Source organism: Alteromonas lipotrueiana (assembly GCF_019249245.1).
Classification (GTDB): Bacteria; Pseudomonadota; Gammaproteobacteria; order Enterobacterales; family Alteromonadaceae; genus Alteromonas; species Alteromonas lipotrueiana.
The window spans coordinates 279,397-298,745 of sequence record NZ_JAESDK010000001.1; the positions used below are offsets into that span (position 1 = coordinate 279,397).

Annotated in this window: 15 protein-coding genes; 8 read left to right on the top strand and 7 right to left on the bottom strand. The window is 48.1% G+C overall.

The genetic code is table 11. The features are described from left to right. Positions 1–133: 133 nt before the first annotated feature. Both JK130_RS01230 and JK130_RS01235 read right to left on the bottom strand, forming a co-directional pair. Positions 134–469: a hypothetical protein gene (locus JK130_RS01230; protein WP_218352377.1), complete on the bottom strand. Its 336-nt coding sequence runs from the start codon at positions 467–469 to the stop codon at positions 134–136. A 41-nt stretch (positions 470–510) separates the two neighbouring features. After that, entirely contained in the window at positions 511–1,479 is a 969-nt protein-coding gene (locus JK130_RS01235) for a glycosyltransferase family 61 protein (RefSeq protein ID WP_218352378.1), read from the bottom strand. Positions 1,480–1,584: 105 nt separating this feature from the next. Between JK130_RS01235 and JK130_RS01240 the strand changes: the two genes are divergently transcribed. Further along, positions 1,585–1,800: a hypothetical protein gene (locus JK130_RS01240; RefSeq protein WP_218352379.1), complete on the top strand. Its 216-nt coding sequence runs from the start codon at positions 1,585–1,587 to the stop codon at positions 1,798–1,800. Between the two features lie 1,211 nt (positions 1,801–3,011). Next, positions 3,012–3,149 (top strand): hypothetical protein, encoded by a 138-nt coding sequence (locus JK130_RS01250; RefSeq protein WP_218352380.1) that lies wholly within the window; start codon positions 3,012–3,014, stop codon positions 3,147–3,149. Positions 3,150–3,261: 112 nt separating this feature from the next. Here the strand turns inward: JK130_RS01250 and JK130_RS01255 are convergent, their stop codons facing one another. The 5 genes from JK130_RS01255 to JK130_RS01275 form a co-directional block, all read right to left on the bottom strand. Further along, entirely contained in the window at positions 3,262–4,242 is a 981-nt protein-coding gene (locus JK130_RS01255; RefSeq protein ID WP_218352381.1) for a hypothetical protein, read from the bottom strand. 743 nt (positions 4,243–4,985) lie between these two features. After that, a complete protein-coding gene (locus JK130_RS01260) occupies positions 4,986–5,804 on the bottom strand; it encodes a sulfotransferase family protein (RefSeq protein ID WP_218352382.1) in 819 nt (272 codons plus the stop codon). 8 nt (positions 5,805–5,812) lie between these two features. Then, positions 5,813–8,104 carry a sulfotransferase gene (locus tag JK130_RS01265; protein ID WP_281420588.1) on the bottom strand — a complete coding sequence of 764 codons (2,292 nt, stop codon included), beginning with the start codon at positions 8,102–8,104 and terminating at the stop codon, positions 5,813–5,815. A gap of 289 nt (positions 8,105–8,393) precedes the next feature. Then, a complete protein-coding gene (locus JK130_RS01270; protein WP_218352384.1) occupies positions 8,394–8,843 on the bottom strand; it encodes a hypothetical protein in 450 nt (149 codons plus the stop codon). A 241-nt stretch (positions 8,844–9,084) separates the two neighbouring features. Further along, entirely contained in the window at positions 9,085–10,482 is a 1,398-nt protein-coding gene (locus tag JK130_RS01275; RefSeq protein WP_218352385.1) for a PhoH family protein, read from the bottom strand. Positions 10,483–10,811: 329 nt separating this feature from the next. Here JK130_RS01275 and rapA point away from each other — a divergent pair, with 329 nt between their 5' ends. From rapA to JK130_RS01305, 6 genes are all read left to right on the top strand, one after another. Beyond that, positions 10,812–13,640 carry an RNA polymerase-associated protein RapA gene (rapA, locus tag JK130_RS01280; RefSeq protein WP_218352386.1) on the top strand — a complete coding sequence of 943 codons (2,829 nt, stop codon included), beginning with the start codon at positions 10,812–10,814 and terminating at the stop codon, positions 13,638–13,640. Then, complete coding sequence (rluA, locus tag JK130_RS01285) at positions 13,640–14,350, top strand: bifunctional tRNA pseudouridine(32) synthase/23S rRNA pseudouridine(746) synthase RluA (RefSeq protein WP_218352387.1); 711 nt, start codon at positions 13,640–13,642, stop codon at positions 14,348–14,350. Before rapA ends, rluA begins: the two co-directional genes overlap by 1 nt. A 58-nt stretch (positions 14,351–14,408) precedes the next feature. Next, entirely contained in the window at positions 14,409–15,242 is an 834-nt protein-coding gene (locus JK130_RS01290) for a DUF3530 family protein (RefSeq protein WP_218352388.1), read from the top strand. Positions 15,243–15,384: 142 nt separating this feature from the next. Continuing rightward, positions 15,385–15,708 carry a hypothetical protein gene (locus JK130_RS01295; RefSeq protein WP_218352389.1) on the top strand — a complete coding sequence of 108 codons (324 nt, stop codon included), beginning with the start codon at positions 15,385–15,387 and terminating at the stop codon, positions 15,706–15,708. Between the two features lie 44 nt (positions 15,709–15,752). After that, positions 15,753–17,099, top strand: coding sequence for an AmpG family muropeptide MFS transporter (locus JK130_RS01300; protein ID WP_218352390.1), 1,347 nt, complete (start codon positions 15,753–15,755; stop codon positions 17,097–17,099). 58 nt (positions 17,100–17,157) lie between these two features. Beyond that, on the top strand, positions 17,158–19,341 hold the full coding sequence (locus tag JK130_RS01305; protein ID WP_218352391.1) for a hybrid sensor histidine kinase/response regulator: 2,184 nt from the start codon (positions 17,158–17,160) through the stop codon (positions 19,339–19,341). Positions 19,342–19,349: the final 8 nt, after the last annotated feature.

Consider the following 19,349-nt stretch of genomic DNA (forward strand, 5'->3'; position numbering starts at 1 on the left):
GCTAATACAGCCGGCGTTCCAGCAACATGAAAAGTTTTTCGTTGTGTGGTGCCTAATACTCCCGAAGCGCGGCCATAGCTGCTCCATCTTCTGCCCAAGGGCGTCTCTGTGCCCCCACCCAGTGGCGGGTTTTTCAAAGCTTGTCACACTTTTCCCTGGTGAACTCATCGTTGCCAAGAAAGTCCCAGATCTGCTTCAGGAATCTGTGGAGATTGCTGCTCATATCCTGGTAATCCAGAACGAGAAGATCATCTTTATGGACATACATATTGAAGAAATGCAATTCCCTGGGCCCCGTCGAAGTAGGGACCTGAAGGTGCTCCTTGAGATAGGCATAGAGAGAGGTTGTTCCGCGTTTTTGCGTACCGGCGATCAGAAAATCGGGCTTTCGTCGCAAAACGGATAACACACTCCTTTTCGCTTTGTCAGCAAGATTTTTAAAACTATATCTGCTATCTGTCAACTTCATGCATAGCCTTCAGTGGAAAAAATTGCCAAAAGGAGCTGGCCTCAGACTTTCATTTGGTTGAGGGTTTCACTCACCAGAACCGGATCGACCTGCAGGTCTTTCTCAAGAGGGTGAACATCGCCGAGCGATGTTGCTGGGATCAGCCAGTATCGGTGTCCCATGGCAGCGGCCAGCGCGTAAAAATTCGGATTTGGGAAACCAAGATCCGCAATTTCGATAATGTCCGCCCCTTTAGGGCAGAACATCATATTCGTCAGACCTGCCCCATGCGGCGCCACAAGAACGGCGGTTTCACGCATGAGCCTGACCTGCTCCTCGAAGGAAAGATCTTCCATCAACACGCGCTCGAAGCCCTGCGGCTCTAGCAGCTTCCAAACCTCCTCTTCGTTGACGAGTCGCCGGCGAGCGGCTCGCAAGCGGCTAATGAAGACTTTTCGGTGTGGAGCTGGGGCTTCGTGAACGCCGTAGGCTTCGGGCACCATTTGCAGAAGTTCAGGTCGGAACCGGTCTGTGCCCAATATGGTGAGCTCGTCAACAATCAGTGGCCGGTCCGGGTCGTAGCTCTGAAAATCCTCTGGTTTGAGCCCCAGCAGACGCAGAGAATCATCGATAGTGGCTGATCGTTCGGGCGGTAATATTACCTGGTCAAGCAACCCTTGCTCTCGTAACAGCAGCAGTCTGGGCATGTGAGCCGTAAGCCAATGGGAATGGTTGTGATAGACCCGCTCGATGAACCAGGTTGCTTTCTTCAGACGGGCAGGTTTTGGCGAACGGGAAAGAGTGGTAGCGTGAAGTGGGCGGAAGCGCAGTTCACGCATATCAAAAGCTCGGGAATCCTTGTTAAGGATCGCCGGATAAAAATCATTTTTCTTATCGGGATCCTTGTACCAGGTGATGAGGCAATCCGGAACTGTTGCTATAAACGTTTCATCACTGGTTCGCTCCGGCACATCCCAGAAAGAATACCCCCACCAGCCCTGATCATCCGGAAGCTGATCTCGCGAGGCCATATTGGCTGGCAGTGGATTAGTCGCCTGCCCCCGAGGATGCACCGTTTTGTACGTTCCGGCATCCGCTGATCCAGAGTGTCGAGCAAAATAGGCCTGGACTGTCTCATGGGGTACACCTCGATAACCGAACCAGGCTGGTGGAGCGCCTCTCGCTATACCAGCCCGCGCTACTCTGTTCAACGCTTTTTTCAACACGCCACTCACCCTACTGACCTGGAGTCGGCTAACGGAGGTCAATATACGGGTCTGTTTTTTCATGATAGCTTCGGGATTTGCCACGATGTTCATCCAGTGATTAAGTTTGAGGCCAGCTCTGTCTGACTCTAATTTATTATTCGATCGGGCGTGTCATCATTTCGGTGAAATGATTATTCCTCTCGACGAGCTCGCTGTAGGCGCTAACATCATCCAACTGACTGCCCGCCTTCAGGATGATCTTGACTGATATCCTGATAAAGACTGGTATGTGATAAATAACCATTAAAATCAGTATCTTTACTAGAGAATTCAACTTATCATCAGCTGAGTATAAGATAAATTAACACTATACACTACCCCGTGCCACAGCTGTCTTTTAACATGGTTTGATATTTATTGAAGGGCATTTTGGTGAGAGTTGTGAAAATGGAGGCGGTTAGTTGCGTATGTTAGTAGTCCTTGGGTATTGAAAGTCCAAAACCGAAGTCGCGTTGAATGGCGAACTCTATGGCGTGCTGCTCATTGGGAAGCTCCCGAAGTCGCGACAAGTGCGATACTTTCGATGAATTTGAATATATGTTGTTGATGTGACCCGTTATTTTTTTGAGTAACATCAGGTTCCAGGAAGCAGGCAATTATCGTCCCATTGTACCTTTGGCATTTCTCGCACGCAGCAATATCGATATTGCATACTCGCTCTGACTCGCCGGTTGCCGAGCCCATGACATCGACCTGGTTCAAGAACACCATAACACCGAGTCAAGTTTATTCTAGGCGGCACCAATTCAACGAGCTTGCCTATAAATTCTAGCGGCCCCCAAAAGATGTGAATTGTACCGTCTTTGTAGAGTGGCTTGAGTTCATATCTGAGTTTACCTCTATAGGTAACACTTAATCTTTATTCGCTAATCGCTGGTCTCGCAATATATCTACATAGCCGCCCAGGTTTATCTGCTTAATGGGGGTCGGCGAACACCCAGGCATGTCATCTAAAACCATCAAATTGTGCTCATTGACCAAAGTTATCTTTTGTTTCGGTTGGGAGCATTTATAGCGGATATATTTTTTGCCAACATCCATTTCCATCGGCGATGCGCTAACTAACAGATGCAGCTTGTAAATACAGCAGACTATCTTCATCTTCAAGCGGCAAGGTCAGAAATGTGTTATTCGTATCTCGCACAAATAAGCCTGATTTCTCCAGGTACTGCGCAACTCGATGGCTGATGGAATTCACTAGCCCTTGCGTAGCAGAGTGACTTGGCCCTTTGACACGCTTGAATTTCACTTCTCCATACTCTTGCGTAATGACCCCTCGAAGAAAAGCATATAAAATGTATGTTGAGGTTCAGCGCACTAACAAATCTTTGGGCGGTGGCGGCCCAGGCGGCAGCGTTCCTGAACTGAGATCTCTGGCCTGCCTGGATATAAGCCTATTAGGAGTAGGTTTTCGTCGAGGCAAACAAGCCTAATTTTTTAGTTTGCATTCCCAATGCTCTGTAAGCATCTATTTATTTGAAATTTTTTCGATTTATTTGAGGTGTTTCTGGCAGGTGTGTTTCAAACTGTCTGGTGCTGATAATTTCAACTGTTGCCTGTGCTGAAGTCAAAATAGCCATGTTCTTCCAGATCAATGCCTTTATTGGCGGCGAGTGCCTGATTGCCCGCCGAATAGGCATCGCAGATTTTTTTAACAAGGGCTGGCGTAAGTTCAATGGTGGGATTGCCTCGACCCCAGCTCCAGTTTGGTAACCTGACGCCAGCAATTCGCCGAGCCGAACGGGGCCGCAGGCGCCAAATCCCCTTCTCAGAGCGAATGTTGGCAGTCGTGCCAGGTGTCCGTTCCACGATCTCCCTGATTTTATGTGAGGGGGTGTTCAAACTGCCTAACAGCTGGAACAAAAACGCGCGAGGGGATGTTTTCAATAGCTCGTAAGGCAACGTTGTCAGGCCGTCGTCTCCCACTGCGTTCTCTAGGTGATCGGTGATGGTGCAGAAATCTAGCAGCATACCAAAACCATAGCGTCCCAGGCTCGCCGACGTGACCTCGTTTACCAGTCGCTCGAAGTCAGCCTGGCCCGCATTTGGGTTCCTGTCAGACATTTGGGCGTAATGGGAAGCTAACCAATGATCCTGCCTGCGAATTATGCAAACGACTTTGAGGCGGTCAAATCCCCACTCTAAAGCTTTTTGCCGCATTTCATGCAGGTGAGCGCCAAGCAAAGCAGGACGGCTAGCCTGGCGTCCTATCCCCTCTTCCGAGATTAACAGATCTTGTCCACCGGCGAGCCATGTCTGACGGTCGCCCACCAGCTGCTCAAAAATAGCATTTCCGAAACCGGTCCAGACCTGACTGGAGCGCTTTAACGTGCTCGCCATTAGTCGCTGATCCGTCAGATCCTCGGGCTGTTGAAAAAGCCGATTTTCAGGACACCCCACGTAGTAGAGGTGATCAAGCAGAGGAAAAACATCCTGCTGCAGCCAGGTGGTGGCTGTCTTCGGTATTCCGATGTGTAAGTGAAGCGTTCGCCGAGCTTTGCTATTACCCGGTTTTGAAACTTCCATATTGTCTCCAGTTGCGGTGATAGTGTATGTGGGCCATATACGTCCTTAGATTTTGCCGATTAGCTCGCCAACGACCTGATTTCGGCCCGCTGTTTTTGCCACGTAAAAAACTGTCACCTCGATTACCCATGTCCTGTCAGTCTTCGTTAAACCGCAGTGTCGTAACCCCCTCCCTGCTAGTGACCGGGTACCCTTCTAGTATCTCGATCTAGTAGCTCGGTCTAGTATCCCGGTAACTTCTATGCTTTTACACAGTTCGCTAGCGGTGGTCAGCCGTACGCCCACTTTCGGGAACACTCAAGAAATTGTCTTTGCAACCTCTAAGTCCGCTCCTCGCTCATACCAGTCCATTGAGTTTGAGCCCAACTTATAAGAAGGTGCGCTCTCAAAAGCGGGGTAAAAAACAACTTGTTTAGCCAAGTCCTTTGATGACTTAGTGCCGGATAAAATTGCAGAAAATTGCAGTTTACCGGGCTTCCTTCCCATAATAACCAAATCTTATCACTATGATATCGTCTTCAAACGACATTTGCAGTCAGTTAATTGAAAAGCAACAAACTTGCCGAGCGCCCTATCTCACCATTGACCAGCTTAATAAGTGAAAAGTGAAGCGAAATTTTTCATTTTCACCCCTATTTTTTTCCTCTTTTCAGCGGCCTTTTAGTGCTGATCGATGGACAGGCTCGGCGTTGAAACAGCGGATGACAACCGCAATGCTGATATCCGGACTGTTATTCATAGACTCACCAGTCTACTTGCCTCCCAAGTAGTTGGAAGAGTCTGTCGTTGTGAGGCTTAAAATGGCTTTCGAGATAGCTTAAGACCTCAGGCGCGACAGCCTCTCTGTCTCCAACATTTTTCCGGGGATAATCAATTTCGTCTGTCGCAGGCTGCAATCCGAGAAATTCATAGGCACGATCGATGACTGCCTTCGGATCACTCAGTAATTCGTTATTCCCCAATATCAATACCTGTTCTTTATCATAAATTGAAAACAGGTTAGAAAGGTGGTCTGCGTAGCATCCGCGGCGTTTGTAAGAGGCGTGCAAATAGGTTTCGAGGCCGAAAGGGTCGTTGATATCGGTTTCGGCAAGACGCTCTTCCTCGACCTTCAATGCGTCGAAGAGCGGCAGATACTCGCGACCCATCCGAACCTCGTGATGGTAATGCGAAATGGCTCTTTGTACCGGATCACGCAATATGACGATGAGACGTGCGTTCGGAAGGACTTTGTGCATACGAGCGGCTGCGCCCGGCGCGTAGAGGTACTCGGGGCAGCCTTCGCCAGTCAGCTTGTTCGCTCCAAGATTCCTGCGCAGTGGAAAGTGAGCACGATACCAACCAAGACCCTTACTATGCCCGAGGTTGAAAAAGTGCAATTCCTTTCGCCAGGGAGACAGAATATCCGGGTGACGTTGCAGATAGTAAAACAGACTAGAGGTTCCGGATTTCATTTCGCCGACGACCAGAAAGTCGGGTAGTGCCCGCAGGGGCGCAGTCAGACGGTGAGCCAGAAAACGCTTTGAACGCTTCAGCCGCTTGTCGTCAGTACGCGGTTTCATTGGATATTTCATACGATGTCAGCGCTTTGGTTGGTATCAGCGGTAAACTGCTGAAGCTTTATCAGTGCTGCTTTAACAGCAGCGGCATCGACCTGCAGATCTTTCTCCAGTGGATGCATGTCTCCCACGGACGTTGCGTGAACCAGCCAGTAATGATGTCCCATCGCCGAAGCCAGGGCGTAGAAATTTGGGTTCGGAAAGCTCAGATCGGCCATTTCGATGATGTGGGTGCCTTTCTGACAAAAGAGCATATTGGTCAGACCTGCGCCGTGTGGGGCGGCCAGCACGGCGGTCTCCCGCATCAGTTTGACCTGCTCTTCAAAAGACAAATCTTCCATTAACACCCGTTCGAAGCCAAGTGGTTCAAGCAAAGGCCAGATTTCGTCTTCATTGATGAGCCGTCGGCGATGTGCCTTCAGTCGACTGATGAAGACCTTGCGCTGCGGTGGCGGGGCATCGTCGACACCGAATGCCTGCGGGACGAGTTGCAGCAACTCCGGTCGGAAGCGATCGGTACCGAGTATCGTCAGTTCTTCGACGAACAGCGGTCGCGCTGGATCGTAAGTCTGAAAGCTATCCGGATCGAGCCCCAACATTCGTAGCGAATCATCAATCGCATCGGTTCTTTCCGGGGGCAGAATGACGTCATCAAGCAACCCTTGTTCTTTCAACAGCAGTAATCTGGGCAGGTGGGCGGTCAGCCAGTGCGAATGATTGTGATACACCCTTTCGATGAACCATGTGGCCTTTTTAAGGCGCGCCGGTTCGGCAGACTGGCGAAGCGTAACGGCATGCAGGGGACGAAAGCGCAACTCGCGCATATCGAAGGCACACCAGTCTTTGTTCAGTATGGCCGGATAAAAGTCATCTTTCTTGTTTGCATCCTTGTACCAGGTGATGAGACAGTCAGGAACCGTAGCGATATATGTTTCCTGACTGATCCGTTCAGGAACATCCCAGAATGAATAGCCCCACCAGCCCTGATCGTCCGGCAGTGCGTCACGTGACTCGATAGTGACCGGCAGAGGATTCGACGCACGTTTTTGCGGATGAATCGTTCGATATGTACCAGCCTGACTGGCATTGCCGTTGCGTTCGAAATACTGCTGCACTGTTTCACGCTGAATGCCCCGATAGCCGAAGCGAGATGCCGGAATACCACGTTCAACGCCAACCCTTATCAGACTGAGCAGCAGGTCTTCGACTCGCCCCCTCACTTTGCTCGCCTGCCGCCGTCCGCTCGAGGCGAACCTGCGACCGCGCTTTTCGCCAGCGCCCAACATCGTTGTTACACTCGCGACAGCCTTGCCTGCTGAACGCTTGCGAGCAGACAACGACGGTTTGTAGCCGAGTGACTGCATAGCATCGCCGCAAATGCCTTCGATAATGGCAACTTCTGTCGACGAAAGATCCTTTTTCCATTTCAGCAGTGAATCTGCCGAGATCGGCTTGGCACTTCGGCCAAGGTGCCCTTTACGCCATTCGTCAATGTGGTTCTGCTTCGAGCTGTCTGCCGAAGCGAACTCATCCTTGCGCTCTTCCATTACAGAGGCTTCAAAATCTTCGTCCAGAAACGTGAAAATCGAGCGGATTTCTGTCTCTGGATCGCGGACGAGATCCTCGTAGACCACTTTGTAGAATCTCGAATCATTTGCTCTGGCAGCCCAGCGCTGCTGAAAGTTCTCAACCCAGTCATTGGCGAAGAATATGAGCTCCTGCTCCCGCGTTCCGTTCAGCAGCCCTTGCCGCAGCGAGCGCGGTGACAAACGCTCCTTCACATACCAGGTTTTCAGCTGCGAGGCGATGACCGCCCGCGGATCGCGCTGGGTAAACAGGAAGCGCGCATCGGGGAACCAGTCGAGCAAGGTAGGAATGTAAGCAGAGTGTCCAGGCGTTTTCTCACCGATACGTGCTACACCGCTTTTTTCCTGATACACCGCCAGCACTGACCGAAAAATGGTTTGAAACGAGTGATTGCCTGCTGATTCGATCCTCTCGCGGCAGCGGTCGGCATCGATATCGAGATCTTTGAATCGAAGCCACGAGGTGTAGTCGGCCCAGTAGGCCTCAAAGTCCTGGGGAGCACCCTGACTCAGACCCCAGCGGTTGGCATGCGCCAAAAAGTGGGTCTCTGGCGTTATCGCAAGACGGGAGTGAGCAGACAGAAGACTGCGCAACAGTGTCGTCCCTGAGCGTCCAGGGCCCAGTATGAATATCGGGCTATGGACCCTAGCTGGTTGATTCGTCAAAATTTTTCCCAGTGTCGTATCAGCAACAGGCACTTCGCGGCGTGGAAGCATCCATGCGGCATCGTTTTAGATGTTGTCTTCGCTAATATCGAAATGCATTTGTAAAGGTTGTCGTCACGACAGCTCAACACATCACTATTTCGAGTAAAAGATAAATTAACAGACTATAAGGCAAATTAACACTACGCACTACCCCATGTCACAGCTGTCTTTTTAGGATGGTCTTATATTTATTGAAGGGCGCTTTGCTGAGATTTGTGAAAATGGTGGCGGTTAGTTGTTTACGTTAATAATCCTTTAGTACTTAAAGTCTTAGCGTTACATGCAACGCTTCGTATCTTCAAAATATATTTTTGCAGTATCGTGTTAAGTGGGATGGTGCTCCAAAATCGAAGTCGCGTTGAATGGCGAAACCTATGTCGTGCTGCTCATTGGGAGGCGCCCGACGTGGCGGCAATTGCGATACTTTCGATGAGTTTGGATATATTTTGTTGCAGTAAGCCAATATTTTTTCAATAACATCAGTGTCTATGATGTAGGCAATTATCGTCTCATTGTACTTTTGGCATTTCTCGCACTTAGCCACATCGACATTGAATACTCGCTCTAACCCGCCGGTTACCCGGCGCTGAGCCCATGACAATGACCTTACGTGATAAGGCTTGTCAGACTGGTTATCGTCTTCTTTATTGGCAAGTTCAGGGCTGGCTTTTTCTTGTTGTGATGCCGTCGCTTGTGCTCGTAGGTAGTGTTTGTAAAGTAAACATTTTTTGCCCTTGTCGAGGCCCAAACGCGATGCGATAGCTTACGAAAGCGCCCTGGAGTTACAGTAAACTGTCTTCATCATCTATAGGCAAATTCAGAAAATTGTTGTTCAAACCTCTATGTCCGCTTATCGCTCTTTACGGCAGTCCAATAGTTAAGCTTGTAATGGCCGCTTGTGACCAATTGCAGTCACTGGCACTGAGCCGCAAGGTAACCCAGTGCCAAAAGCTTCATAACAAATTTGCTGCAAAATCATTATCTTTAAATTACAACTGCTCTTCAGCAAACTGTGCCAGTCGTGAGCGCACCACGCCGTCAAGGTTAATGGTGGCACTGCCAGAAAAGTTTTTAAACTTCTCTACCAAATAGGTTAATCCAGAGGTCACCGGCGATAAATAGTTACTGTCGATTTGAGCCAGATTTCCACTACAAATAAGTTTCGTTCCTTCGCCGCAGCGGGTAATAATGGTTTTTAGTTGAGAAGCGGTAAGGTTTTGCGACTCATCAAGTATAACAATGGCGTTTTGAATACTGCGGCCACGCATAAAATTAACTGACTTAAACTGAATGTTGGCTTTTTCCATAATGTAGTTCATTGAGCTTTTCGAATTTTCGTCATTCTTATGCAAGACTTCTAATGAATCGGTAATCGCGGCTAGCCATGGCGCCATTTTTTCTTCTTCTGTGCCCGGTAAAAAGCCAATAGACTCAGCAATATCGGGGGTGCTACGGGTGACAATAATTTTGTCATACATGTTTTTTTCTACCACCATTTCTAGCGCGGCGGCTAACGCTAATAGTGTTTTGCCACTGCCGGCAGGACCGGTAAGAATGACCAGATCAATGTGGGTGTCCAGTAGCGCATGCATAGCCATTGCCTGCCCCACGTTTTTAGGTGAAATGCCCCACGCATGCTTGTTCATCAAACGATCATAGCCTAAATCGAGAACCTCAAGATGGTCCTCATCTACAGACTCGACCAAACCGGCAAATTCGCGGGTGCCGTCAAGCAAAAACTCATTAACATAGGCTTCGGGCAACATCTGTCGCGTTAGCGTATGAATGGTGTCTCGCCCTTCGGTGCGACTTTCTACTGAGCTTACCTGATCCCAGAAATTTCCTTCGAAGCGGTGGTAACCTCGCGATAAATACTTTATGTCACTGATAAGCTGATCGGTGCGATAATCCTGCACATTTGCCAGTCCGGCCCCTTTTGCCTTAAGGCGCATATTTAAATCTTTGGTTACCAGCACCAGTTGCTGGGGCGCAAACGTTTTTTGCAGATGCAGGGCAACATTGATAATGCGGTTGTCGTTTTCGTTGCTGGTGAAAACCTGCTGAGCTTCAATCATGTTTAAATCTGCATAAATAGAAAGCGAGCCAGTAGGTGCATCTTTACCGGCGCCCAGTCCTTGCATGCTGACACCTTCAAGCATTTGTTCAGGCGTGGCATCGTGCAGTAAATCTTCCATTGCACGAATTGAGACCCGCGCATCCCGGGCCACATCTTTTTTACTGTCTTTTATATAATCTAACTCTTCAAGCACCGTCATTGGCACCACAACATCGTGTTCTTTGAAAGAGAGAAAGGCATGGGGTTCGTGTAGCAGGATATTGGTATCGAGGACGTAAATTTTTGTTTCAATGGCTTTTTTGCTTGGCATCCTACACTCCGGTAAACAAAAACCAGGGCCATCTTGTAACACTGACGACAGCCAGGGTAATACTAGACAAGGCAGCAGGACCGAAGAGAACGACCCGTGCTGCATCGCATCAACTTACACTTTCACCATAAGTCAGAATTGAACTCTTCGCATCATTTTTTACGATTTATTTGTTATTAAACCCGTTGATTAGCATTTATTTGTGTACTGGCATGGCACAATGAGCGGTGTTTTATGAGCCACCATTATTTTTTCGCGAAGTAAACTTTATTCGCGGCTGTGGGATAAGTACAATACCGCCCCTTTTATCAAAAGCGACCAGAGAAAAGATGACTTCAGCAAACGATTACGCTGTGGGCCAGCGTTGGCTAAGTAATACGGAATCAGAGCTAGGATTAGGCGCAATTATCAATCAGGACAGCCGTTCTGTGGAGGTTTACTTTCCTGCCACCGGAGATAGCCGTAAATACACTAAGCACGATGCCCCCCTTACCCGGCTAACGTTTGCCATTGGCGATGAGGTTAAAAGTCAGGATGGCTGGAGCATGACCATCACTGACACTCAGATAAGCCATGACGCAATTATTTATTTTGGTACCCGTCATGATAACGGCGAAACTCAAAAGTTACCTGAAACCTTGCTCGATCATCAGATTCGCCTGAATCAACCCGAGCAGCGGCTGATGAACATGCAGCACGACAAACCTAAGTGGTTTGACTTGCGACTACGAGCGTTTTCTTACTTAAGCGACTATTACCGTTCGTCTATTATCGGTTTGGCCGGCGCACGCATTGAACTGATTCCGCATCAGTTGCACATTGCCTCACAGGTAGGCAACCGAAATGCCCCCAGAGTATTGCTGGCCGATGAAGTTGGTTTAGGAAAAACCATTGAAGCAGCGCTGATTATTCATCAGCAACTGACGACAGCCCGTGCGCAGCGTGTATTAATTGTGGTGCCCGACTCATTAGTCCACCAATGGCTGGTAGAAATGCTGCGTCGCGTTAATTTAGCCTTTTCGGTATTTGACGAAGAACGTTGTCAGGCTATGGACGATGAACAAATTAATCCGTTCGAACAAGAACAATTAGTTTTATGTAGCCTAAGCTTTTTACGAGACAACGAACAGCGTCATACCCAAGCGCTGGAAGCTGGCTGGGATATGCTGGTGGTGGATGAAGCCCATCATTTAGCTTGGTCAATAGAATCGCCCTCGGCCGATTATCAGTGTATTGAAGCATTGGCAGAAAAAATATCTGGGGTTTTGCTGTTAACCGCAACGCCTGACCAACTAGGCCACGAAAGTCATTTTGCTCGCCTGCGACTGCTCGACCCTGCCCGCTTTCACAACTACGACCGCTTTTTAGAAGAAGAAGGTCATTATAGTGAACTGGCCGAGGCGGTAGCACCGCTGCTTGAAGATGCTTCGCTTGATGAGTTGCAATTACAGCGTTTAGAGCAGCTAGCCCCTGAAGCTACCAATGAGCTTGAAAACCTGAACGATATGGACGAGCGTGATGCCTTGTTGCATAAGCTTATTGATCGCCATGGTACGGGCCGGTTGTTATTCAGAAACCGCCGCGCCGGCATTAGTGGCTTTCCAAACCGCGAGCTTCACACCTATGCCCAGGATTTACCTGAAGTGTATGAAGACGCTCTGGCCAGCGCTACTGAACTGAATGAAACCTTGTTTCCGGAACGCCAACCGGCGCTGGTTGACTTTTGGACCGAGCTGGACCCGCGGGTTGAGTGGCTGCTGTCATTTTTGCCCACCGTCAAACCTGAAAAAGTATTACTTATTTGCGCCAGCGCGGTAACTGCTCAGCAATTGGGCGAAGCCATTCGGATGCGCGCCGGTATTCGTCACAGTGTATTTCACGAAGGTATGAGCATCGTTGAGCGCGATAAAGCAGCGCACTATTTTGCCGACCCCGAAGACGGTGCGCAAATTTTGCTGTGTAGTGAGATTGGTAGCGAAGGCCGTAACTTCCAGTTTGCACATCACTTAGTGTTATTCGATTTGCCCATGACCCCGGATTTGCTTGAACAGCGTATTGGTCGTCTTGACCGTATCGGGCAAACGCAGGACATCAAGATTCATGTCCCGTATTTGCAGGACTCAGCACAAGCGGTATTACTGAAATGGTACGACGAAGGCCTCAACGCCTTCGCAAAAACCTGCCCCACAGGTTCAGCGGTGTATGAACAGGTAGAAGACGATTTGCTAGGCTGCTTACAGATGCCTGAAGACAGCGACTCTTTAAATCAACTGATTGAGCGCAGTGCCACACTCAACGCCGATTTAAAACAGCAACTTGATGCCGGGCGCGATCGCTTATTGGAGCTAAATGCATCAGGTCATGGCAAAGTTGAAGACTTGCTTGATGAAATTATTGCTGAAGACGCTAACAGCAATTTGCCTGAATTTATGTCGTGGCTGTTTGACGCTATCGGTGTTAATCAGGAAGACATGGGCAATAATTGTTTTGTCATTAGCCCGGGTGAGTCGATGATCAACAGTCTGCCAGGGCTTGACCCCGATGGCATGACCATTACTTTTCGCCGACGCGTAGCCACCACCTTAGAACATGTTCACTTTATTAGCTGGGACCACCCCTTAGTGCACAACGCCGTGGACCTGATTTTGACCGATACAGTGGGTAAGGCGAGCATTGGTTTTATTGGTGACCGTACGCTTCCAAAAGGCGCTTACTGGTTAGAAGCTTTATTTGTATTGAGTGTGAATGCGCCAAGACATTTGCAGGCGGACCGCTTTTTGCCACGTACCCCCATTAAGCTATGTATTGATGCCGATGGCAAAGAGTCAGATATCACGTTTGATAAAACCCGCCGCGCCAATAAAAAAATCGGCCAACAACTATTGCAGGCATTAAAAGGCCCGGTGAACAAACAAATTGAAACGGCGCGTAACCTGGCTCAGAAACAAGCACAAACATTGCTACACACGTCGCGGGAACACATGCAGGCAGCACTTAATAGCGAAATGACCCGTTTACAGGAACTGCAAAAACAGAATCCGGCTATTCGTGATAGCGAAATTGACTTTATCAAAACTCAGGTTGATGCCTTAAGTAATGCCTTTGATAACGCAGAAGTGCAGCTGGATGCGTTGCGAATTGTGGTGAATAACCCTTAATGCCGAATCCTGATTTTGTCTACAACCCACCCATGACGCCTTATCTTGATATTTTATATCAGGATGAGGCCATCGTGGTGGCCAATAAACCTAGCGGCTTGCTGAGTGTGCCGGGTAAGGCCCTGGCTCATAAAGATGCTTTAATTACGCGAATGCAACGTGTTTATCCTACTGCTTGCGTGGTGCACCGGTTAGATATGGCCACCTCGGGTATCATGATTATGGCAATGAATAAAGACAGTAACCGCTACCTGTCGAATCAATTTGCCACCCGCCAGACCCAAAAACGTTATTTTGCCAGAGTAAAAGGAAAAATAACCCAGCCCGGGGGCATGATTGACCTGCCATTAATTTGCGACTGGCCTAATCGTCCCAAGCAAATGGTTGACTACGAAAGGGGTAAGTCTTCACTAACATACTATACGGTTATCGAACGTAGCGAGACTGAGTCGCTGGTGTCATTAAAGCCGGTTACGGGGCGTTCGCACCAGCTGCGGGTTCATATGCTGGCGCTGGGACACCCAATATTAGGCGACCGGTTGTATGCTGATGCTGAAGGTAAAGCGATGGCTTCAAGGCTTCAGCTACATGCACAAACCTTGATTATTCGCCATCCGTTAACTCACAACTGGTGTCACTTTACCACTGAGATACCGTTTAGCGGGTATCAGCCCGAACCATTAGCCCTGCCTGACTATATCGAAAATTAAGTTTTTTGCCGATACGCCGATACCCTAATTACCTATGGGGTAATGCAGGCAAAAAGTAATGCGTATAACAAGTAAGGTGCTTATTTTAGCAATAGGGCTATTTAGCGCCTCTGCTCTGGCCAGTGCTTTGGACGAAGAACTACGCACACGTTACTCTGCAACCGAGCTGCTTGAGTTTAACGCAGGCGAAGTGTCGGCAGTAGCGTTGCAGCAACCTGCTCAGGTAACCTTACCTCGTGGCATGGTGGTGATTATCGTTGACCCTCTGGCTCAGGGGCTGACGCTGCCTGTGGCACACCGGCTTGCAAAACGTCTGAGCCGCTGGGGGTGGCATGCAATCCTGCTCCCCATGGACTACGCTTCGCCCCCGCCTGAGCAAGCCGCGCCGTTGCCTGAAGTGGTATCACGATATACAGACAATACCCAATCGCCTTTAAGTCATTCTGAGATCAGTACGCAGATGATGTTGCGGGTAGGGGGAGTGTTTAACGCGTTGTCTGACCGCCAAGGCTATCGGATTATTATTGCCCAGGGTATGAATGCGGCCGTCTTACTTAATCTTGATGCACAAAAAAAATTACCGGCAGTAGACTCACTGGTCACCATTGCTCCTTTTTGGCCAGACCAGACAATTAATCAAAATATCGCGAACCTTGTTAAAGACTCTCAAACCCCACTGCTAGATATCAGCAGCGATTTATCCAATCGCTGGTCAGCACAAACCGCCCGTCAGCGAGCGCAGGCTGCAAAAATAAACCTGAAGTTGCATTACCGGCAACAGCCGCTCGTGGGTACTTTTGCGCACATTTTTAGCGACCCGGATTTTGCTTCGCCGTACGTAAGTCAGGTCAGTAAAACTATCTATAGTTGGGTTGATTATTTAGGCTGGTAAATTATTCATCTATAACTTTAGTATATAAGTTAACCACTTTTGTTTTATTTATATACTTAGAGTTTAATGCAGCAAAGTACCCATTTGTTAAATAACCCTCTATACTTAGCGCAATAATTCCCAACTGACTGGCAGACAATTAGTGAAAGTCGATATTTTTATCAACGAAAAAGCTAAACAACTTTGCTTCTATCTGCGTGGCTTTTGGAACAGTCAAATCGCTTATAGTGAGCTTGAGCTATTTTTTTGGGATATTCTGGAAGAATGGAGTCAGGTAGAGTACGATTTGGCACAACCCTACTCCAGTCAGGAACGCACTTTCTGGCACCTGCTGCATCAAATGCATTTTTGGGATGTCGACAAACTTATGCACGATGAACAGCTTATTGATGAACTGCAATCGTGTGCCAGCTTTTTAGAAGGTCACGGTGTTTATCCGGAAGATTGTGTAGGTATTCGTCCTTAAACCGGTTATTTTGTCCTGTCACTTTTCACTGTAAGCCCGTTTCTATGTCGTTCCCGCAATTTATTCATGCTTATCGCGATCGCCGATTATTAAGCATATTCCTTTTTGGTATCTCCAGTGGTTTCCCTTTTGTCATGATTGGTTCGGTTATGGCGGCGTGGTTGTCTGATGCTGGTATTCAGCGTGCCAGTATTGGCTTGTTTGGTATTGTATTCAGTGTTTATGCGGTTAACTTTTTATGGTCACCACTGCTTGACCGAATACGCATTCCTTTTTTAGGTCAGCGGCGCGGCTGGATTGTTACTATGCAATTGGCGATTGCCGGGTGTTGCTTTGGTTTGTCTACGCTAAATATCCAGGGTTCTATTTATACCGTGGCCTTGTTAAGTCTGATTATAGCCATACTGTCAGCGACTCAGGACATCGCTATTGATGCCTATCGTATTGATATTATTGCCGATAACGAAAAAGATAAATTATCTGCGGGTTCCTCACTGGCTACCGCAGGATGGTGGACCGGTTACGGCGGTTTAGGGGCTGTTCCTTTTGTGGTGGCCGATTTACCCGGCTGGAACTGGCCTGATATTTATCTGTTGTTGGCAGCCATTATGCTGATCATCGCTGTGTTTACCTTACTGGCTAAAGAACCCCAGGTTGATCGAAGCACTATGTTGCATGAGGCAGAGAGTCGTTATGCTCATGCGATGCAAGGCAGCCATAGTAAGGTACGCTCAATAATGGCATGGCTGGGCGTTACCCTTGTTGAACCTTTTAAAGAGTTTTTTAGCCGAAATGGTCTTCGGCTGGCGATTTCTATTCTGGCGTTTGTTTTTTTGTTTAAAATCGGCGAGGCTTTTTTAGGTCGCATGAGCATCGTGTTTTACAAAGAGGTAGGGTTTACCAATACCGATATTGGCTATTATTCTAAGTTGCTAAACTGGTGGGTCACCATCGTGTTTTCGCTGCTGGGCGGCATTATGAACATTCGCTATGGCATTTACCGGGGTTTGTTTATTGCCGGTATTGCCATGGCAAGCAGTAACCTTATGTTCGCCTGGATTGCCGAAGTTGGCCCGGATAAAACGCTCTTTGCCGCAGCAATTGTGGTAGACGGTTTTACTTCAGCCTGGGGCACAGTTGCTATGGTGGCGTTCATCAGTCTGATGTGTAATCGCACTTTCTCGGCGTCTCAGTATGCCCTTATGGCGTCATTGAGTGTTGCGGGTAAAAACACACTGGCGTCTAGCGGAGGCTGGGTGGTGGATATCCTGAACGGAAACTGGAGTCTGTTTTTTGTGCTGACCGCGGTGATGGTGATTCCCGGTTTACTATTATTGCGCACATTACGCACCGATATTGCACAGGCAGAAAGTACTTCACGCACAATGTAACTGGAAAAGCTGGTAATCCCCACTATCTTTGGTTTAAAGCATTTTTTTATGGACAGTAATGATCACTACCAGTCGTGTTAATCAAACAATAACCAGAACTTATTGGTACGGCGCTTCTCTTGTTATTGCTTTAATAGGTATTGTTTTTATTATTTACCAATACCAGCTTTCTAATCAGCAATCTATTTCTTCAGTGCTTTCTGTGGCCCGTCAACAGCCGCTTTTGGTTCAGCGTATCGGTTTATTAGAGAACCTTCTGCAAGATACGCAAGATGCTAATGAACAAACTCGTTTACAAAGAGAGTTACGGCAAAAGGTCGATGTACTGACAGACAACCACCAACAACTTATCGCCGACCCCGCAGGTTTACTGAAACACATTGATGCGTTAACTCATGAGTCTCACTTTTTCGGTGGCCCACAGTCATTAGATGGTCAATTGCAACTTTTTGCCGAGCGGGGTCGTCGTATTGCCGAGCAAAGCGACGGCAATCTGTCCTTCCAACCAATATCCTATGCAGCGCTGTCTGAGCTAACCCGCCGCGTCGAAAAGACCGTCAATCTACTTACTACTGAGCAATATATCGCGCTTACAAAGCAACAGCGAACGACTCAATTGCTATTTATTTTGTTGGCTTTAGGACTTTTAGGCGGTTTACTATGGCTGTTTTATCCTTTGCGAAAATTGTTACTAGAGCAGCACAATAACGTATTGGAAGCCAACTATCATGCGGCCCAACAGCAGCAGTTAGCACGCGAAGCGTCGATAGCTAAACACGAATTTTTGATGCGAATGAGTCATGAATTCAGAACACCTATAGCCTCTATGCTGGGGGCAATCGAACTGCTGCCAAATATGCCCGAAAAGCAAGTCGACCTTATTGCAAATGCGAACGAAGCCGCCCACCAGTTGCTTAGCCTTACCAATAATTTAATTGATACATTGGGCAGTACTGAACTTAAAGAAGAATTACCTGACCAGCCGTTCGATTTAATAAGACTCATTGATGAGTGTGTCAGCATGTATTCCTATCAGTGTAAGAAAAAAAATCTGGAGCTGCATTGTGAAGAAGGGGACCTATTACCTCAGTATGTACAAGGCGCACCCCAGGCGCTTGCTAAAAGCATCAAAAATCTGCTTGATAACGCGGTGAAATTTACCGACAGTGGTTCGGTAACGGTCGCTATGACTATGACCAGCATCAATCAGAGTAACGGGGTGTTAGGTATCACCATCTGCGACACCGGCGCCGGAATCAGCAAAAACGAAAAAGAGGCGATATTCCAGCCATTTTATCGAGGCAAGCTGGCGCATCATAACAACTCACCCGGTGCCGGGGTGGGCCTGGGCGTGGCCAGACAACACCTGCAAGCCAACAATGGTGACTTAACACTTTTATCTACTAGCGTATCAGGCTCCTGCTTTGAGTTGAAACTGCCCCTGCAAATTGTCACAGACCGGTATCAGGTAACGCCTACGCCTCACCAGGCCAAATTTGCAGTGATTGATGATATTGCTATTTCTCGTCAGCATTTGACTAATCTCATTGAATCACAGGGGTTCAATGTCGATAGTTTTGTAGATGGTAATGCGCTGCTAGAGCAACAGGTGGATATTACTCAGTATAAAGCGCTGATTGTTGATTACTTTATGCCGGCTCTGTCGGGTATAGAATTATCATCACTGTTACGCGACACGTTTGACGACAAATTACCCCCTATTATCTTTGTTTCAGCCACTCCTGACATCGCCAACTTAGTGCATGGCTTCGACCTACCCATCTGGCAGACATTTGTGAAACCTGTAGACCGAAACCGGTTTGTAGATACACTGCACCACCTGGCAAATGATGGAATTCTAAGTGGGGTTGAGCAGCGCAAGGCCAATATTCTGGTGGTTGAAGACGAGCCGATTAATCAAGAAATCATGAAGGATATGGTCGAAAATCTGGGCTATAAATGTTGGTTAGCATCAACTGCCCAGGTTGCTTTGGAGGCCACACTGAAAAAGCGATTCGATGTCATATTAATGGATATTAACCTACCGGATAAAAGCGGTTTAGAGCTGGCAGAACAAATACTGACATCAGGTACCACTACGCCAATGGTAGCGGTTACCGCTAATGCTTACGAAACCGATCGGGAAGCATCACGCATGGCGGGTATTCGCTATCATCTGGTAAAGCCGGTGGCTTATCAAGAATTACGTCACACCCTAAAACAGGCGTTATTGATACGTTGATTGGCTGC

Coding starts and splice junctions, on each gene's coding strand:
- JK130_RS01230 (WP_218352377.1), bottom strand. CDS start 469: ATGAAGTTGACAGATAGCAGATATAGTTTTAAAAATCTTGCTGACAAA.
- JK130_RS01235 (WP_218352378.1), bottom strand. CDS start 1,479: ATGGCCTCGCGAGATCAGCTTCCGGATGATCAGGGCTGGTGGGGGTAT.
- JK130_RS01240 (WP_218352379.1), top strand. CDS start 1,585: ATGGGGTACACCTCGATAACCGAACCAGGCTGGTGGAGCGCCTCTCGC.
- JK130_RS01250 (WP_218352380.1), top strand. CDS start 3,012: ATGTATGTTGAGGTTCAGCGCACTAACAAATCTTTGGGCGGTGGCGGC.
- JK130_RS01255 (WP_218352381.1), bottom strand. CDS start 4,242: ATGGAAGTTTCAAAACCGGGTAATAGCAAAGCTCGGCGAACGCTTCAC.
- JK130_RS01260 (WP_218352382.1), bottom strand. CDS start 5,804: ATGAAACCGCGTACTGACGACAAGCGGCTGAAGCGTTCAAAGCGTTTT.
- JK130_RS01265 (WP_281420588.1), bottom strand. CDS start 8,104: ATGCTTCCACGCCGCGAAGTGCCTGTTGCTGATACGACACTGGGAAAA.
- JK130_RS01275 (WP_218352385.1), bottom strand. CDS start 10,482: ATGCCAAGCAAAAAAGCCATTGAAACAAAAATTTACGTCCTCGATACC.
- rapA (WP_218352386.1), top strand. CDS start 10,812: ATGACTTCAGCAAACGATTACGCTGTGGGCCAGCGTTGGCTAAGTAAT.
- rluA (WP_218352387.1), top strand. CDS start 13,640: ATGCCGAATCCTGATTTTGTCTACAACCCACCCATGACGCCTTATCTT.
- JK130_RS01290 (WP_218352388.1), top strand. CDS start 14,409: ATGCGTATAACAAGTAAGGTGCTTATTTTAGCAATAGGGCTATTTAGC.
- JK130_RS01300 (WP_218352390.1), top strand. CDS start 15,753: ATGTCGTTCCCGCAATTTATTCATGCTTATCGCGATCGCCGATTATTA.
- JK130_RS01305 (WP_218352391.1), top strand. CDS start 17,158: ATGATCACTACCAGTCGTGTTAATCAAACAATAACCAGAACTTATTGG.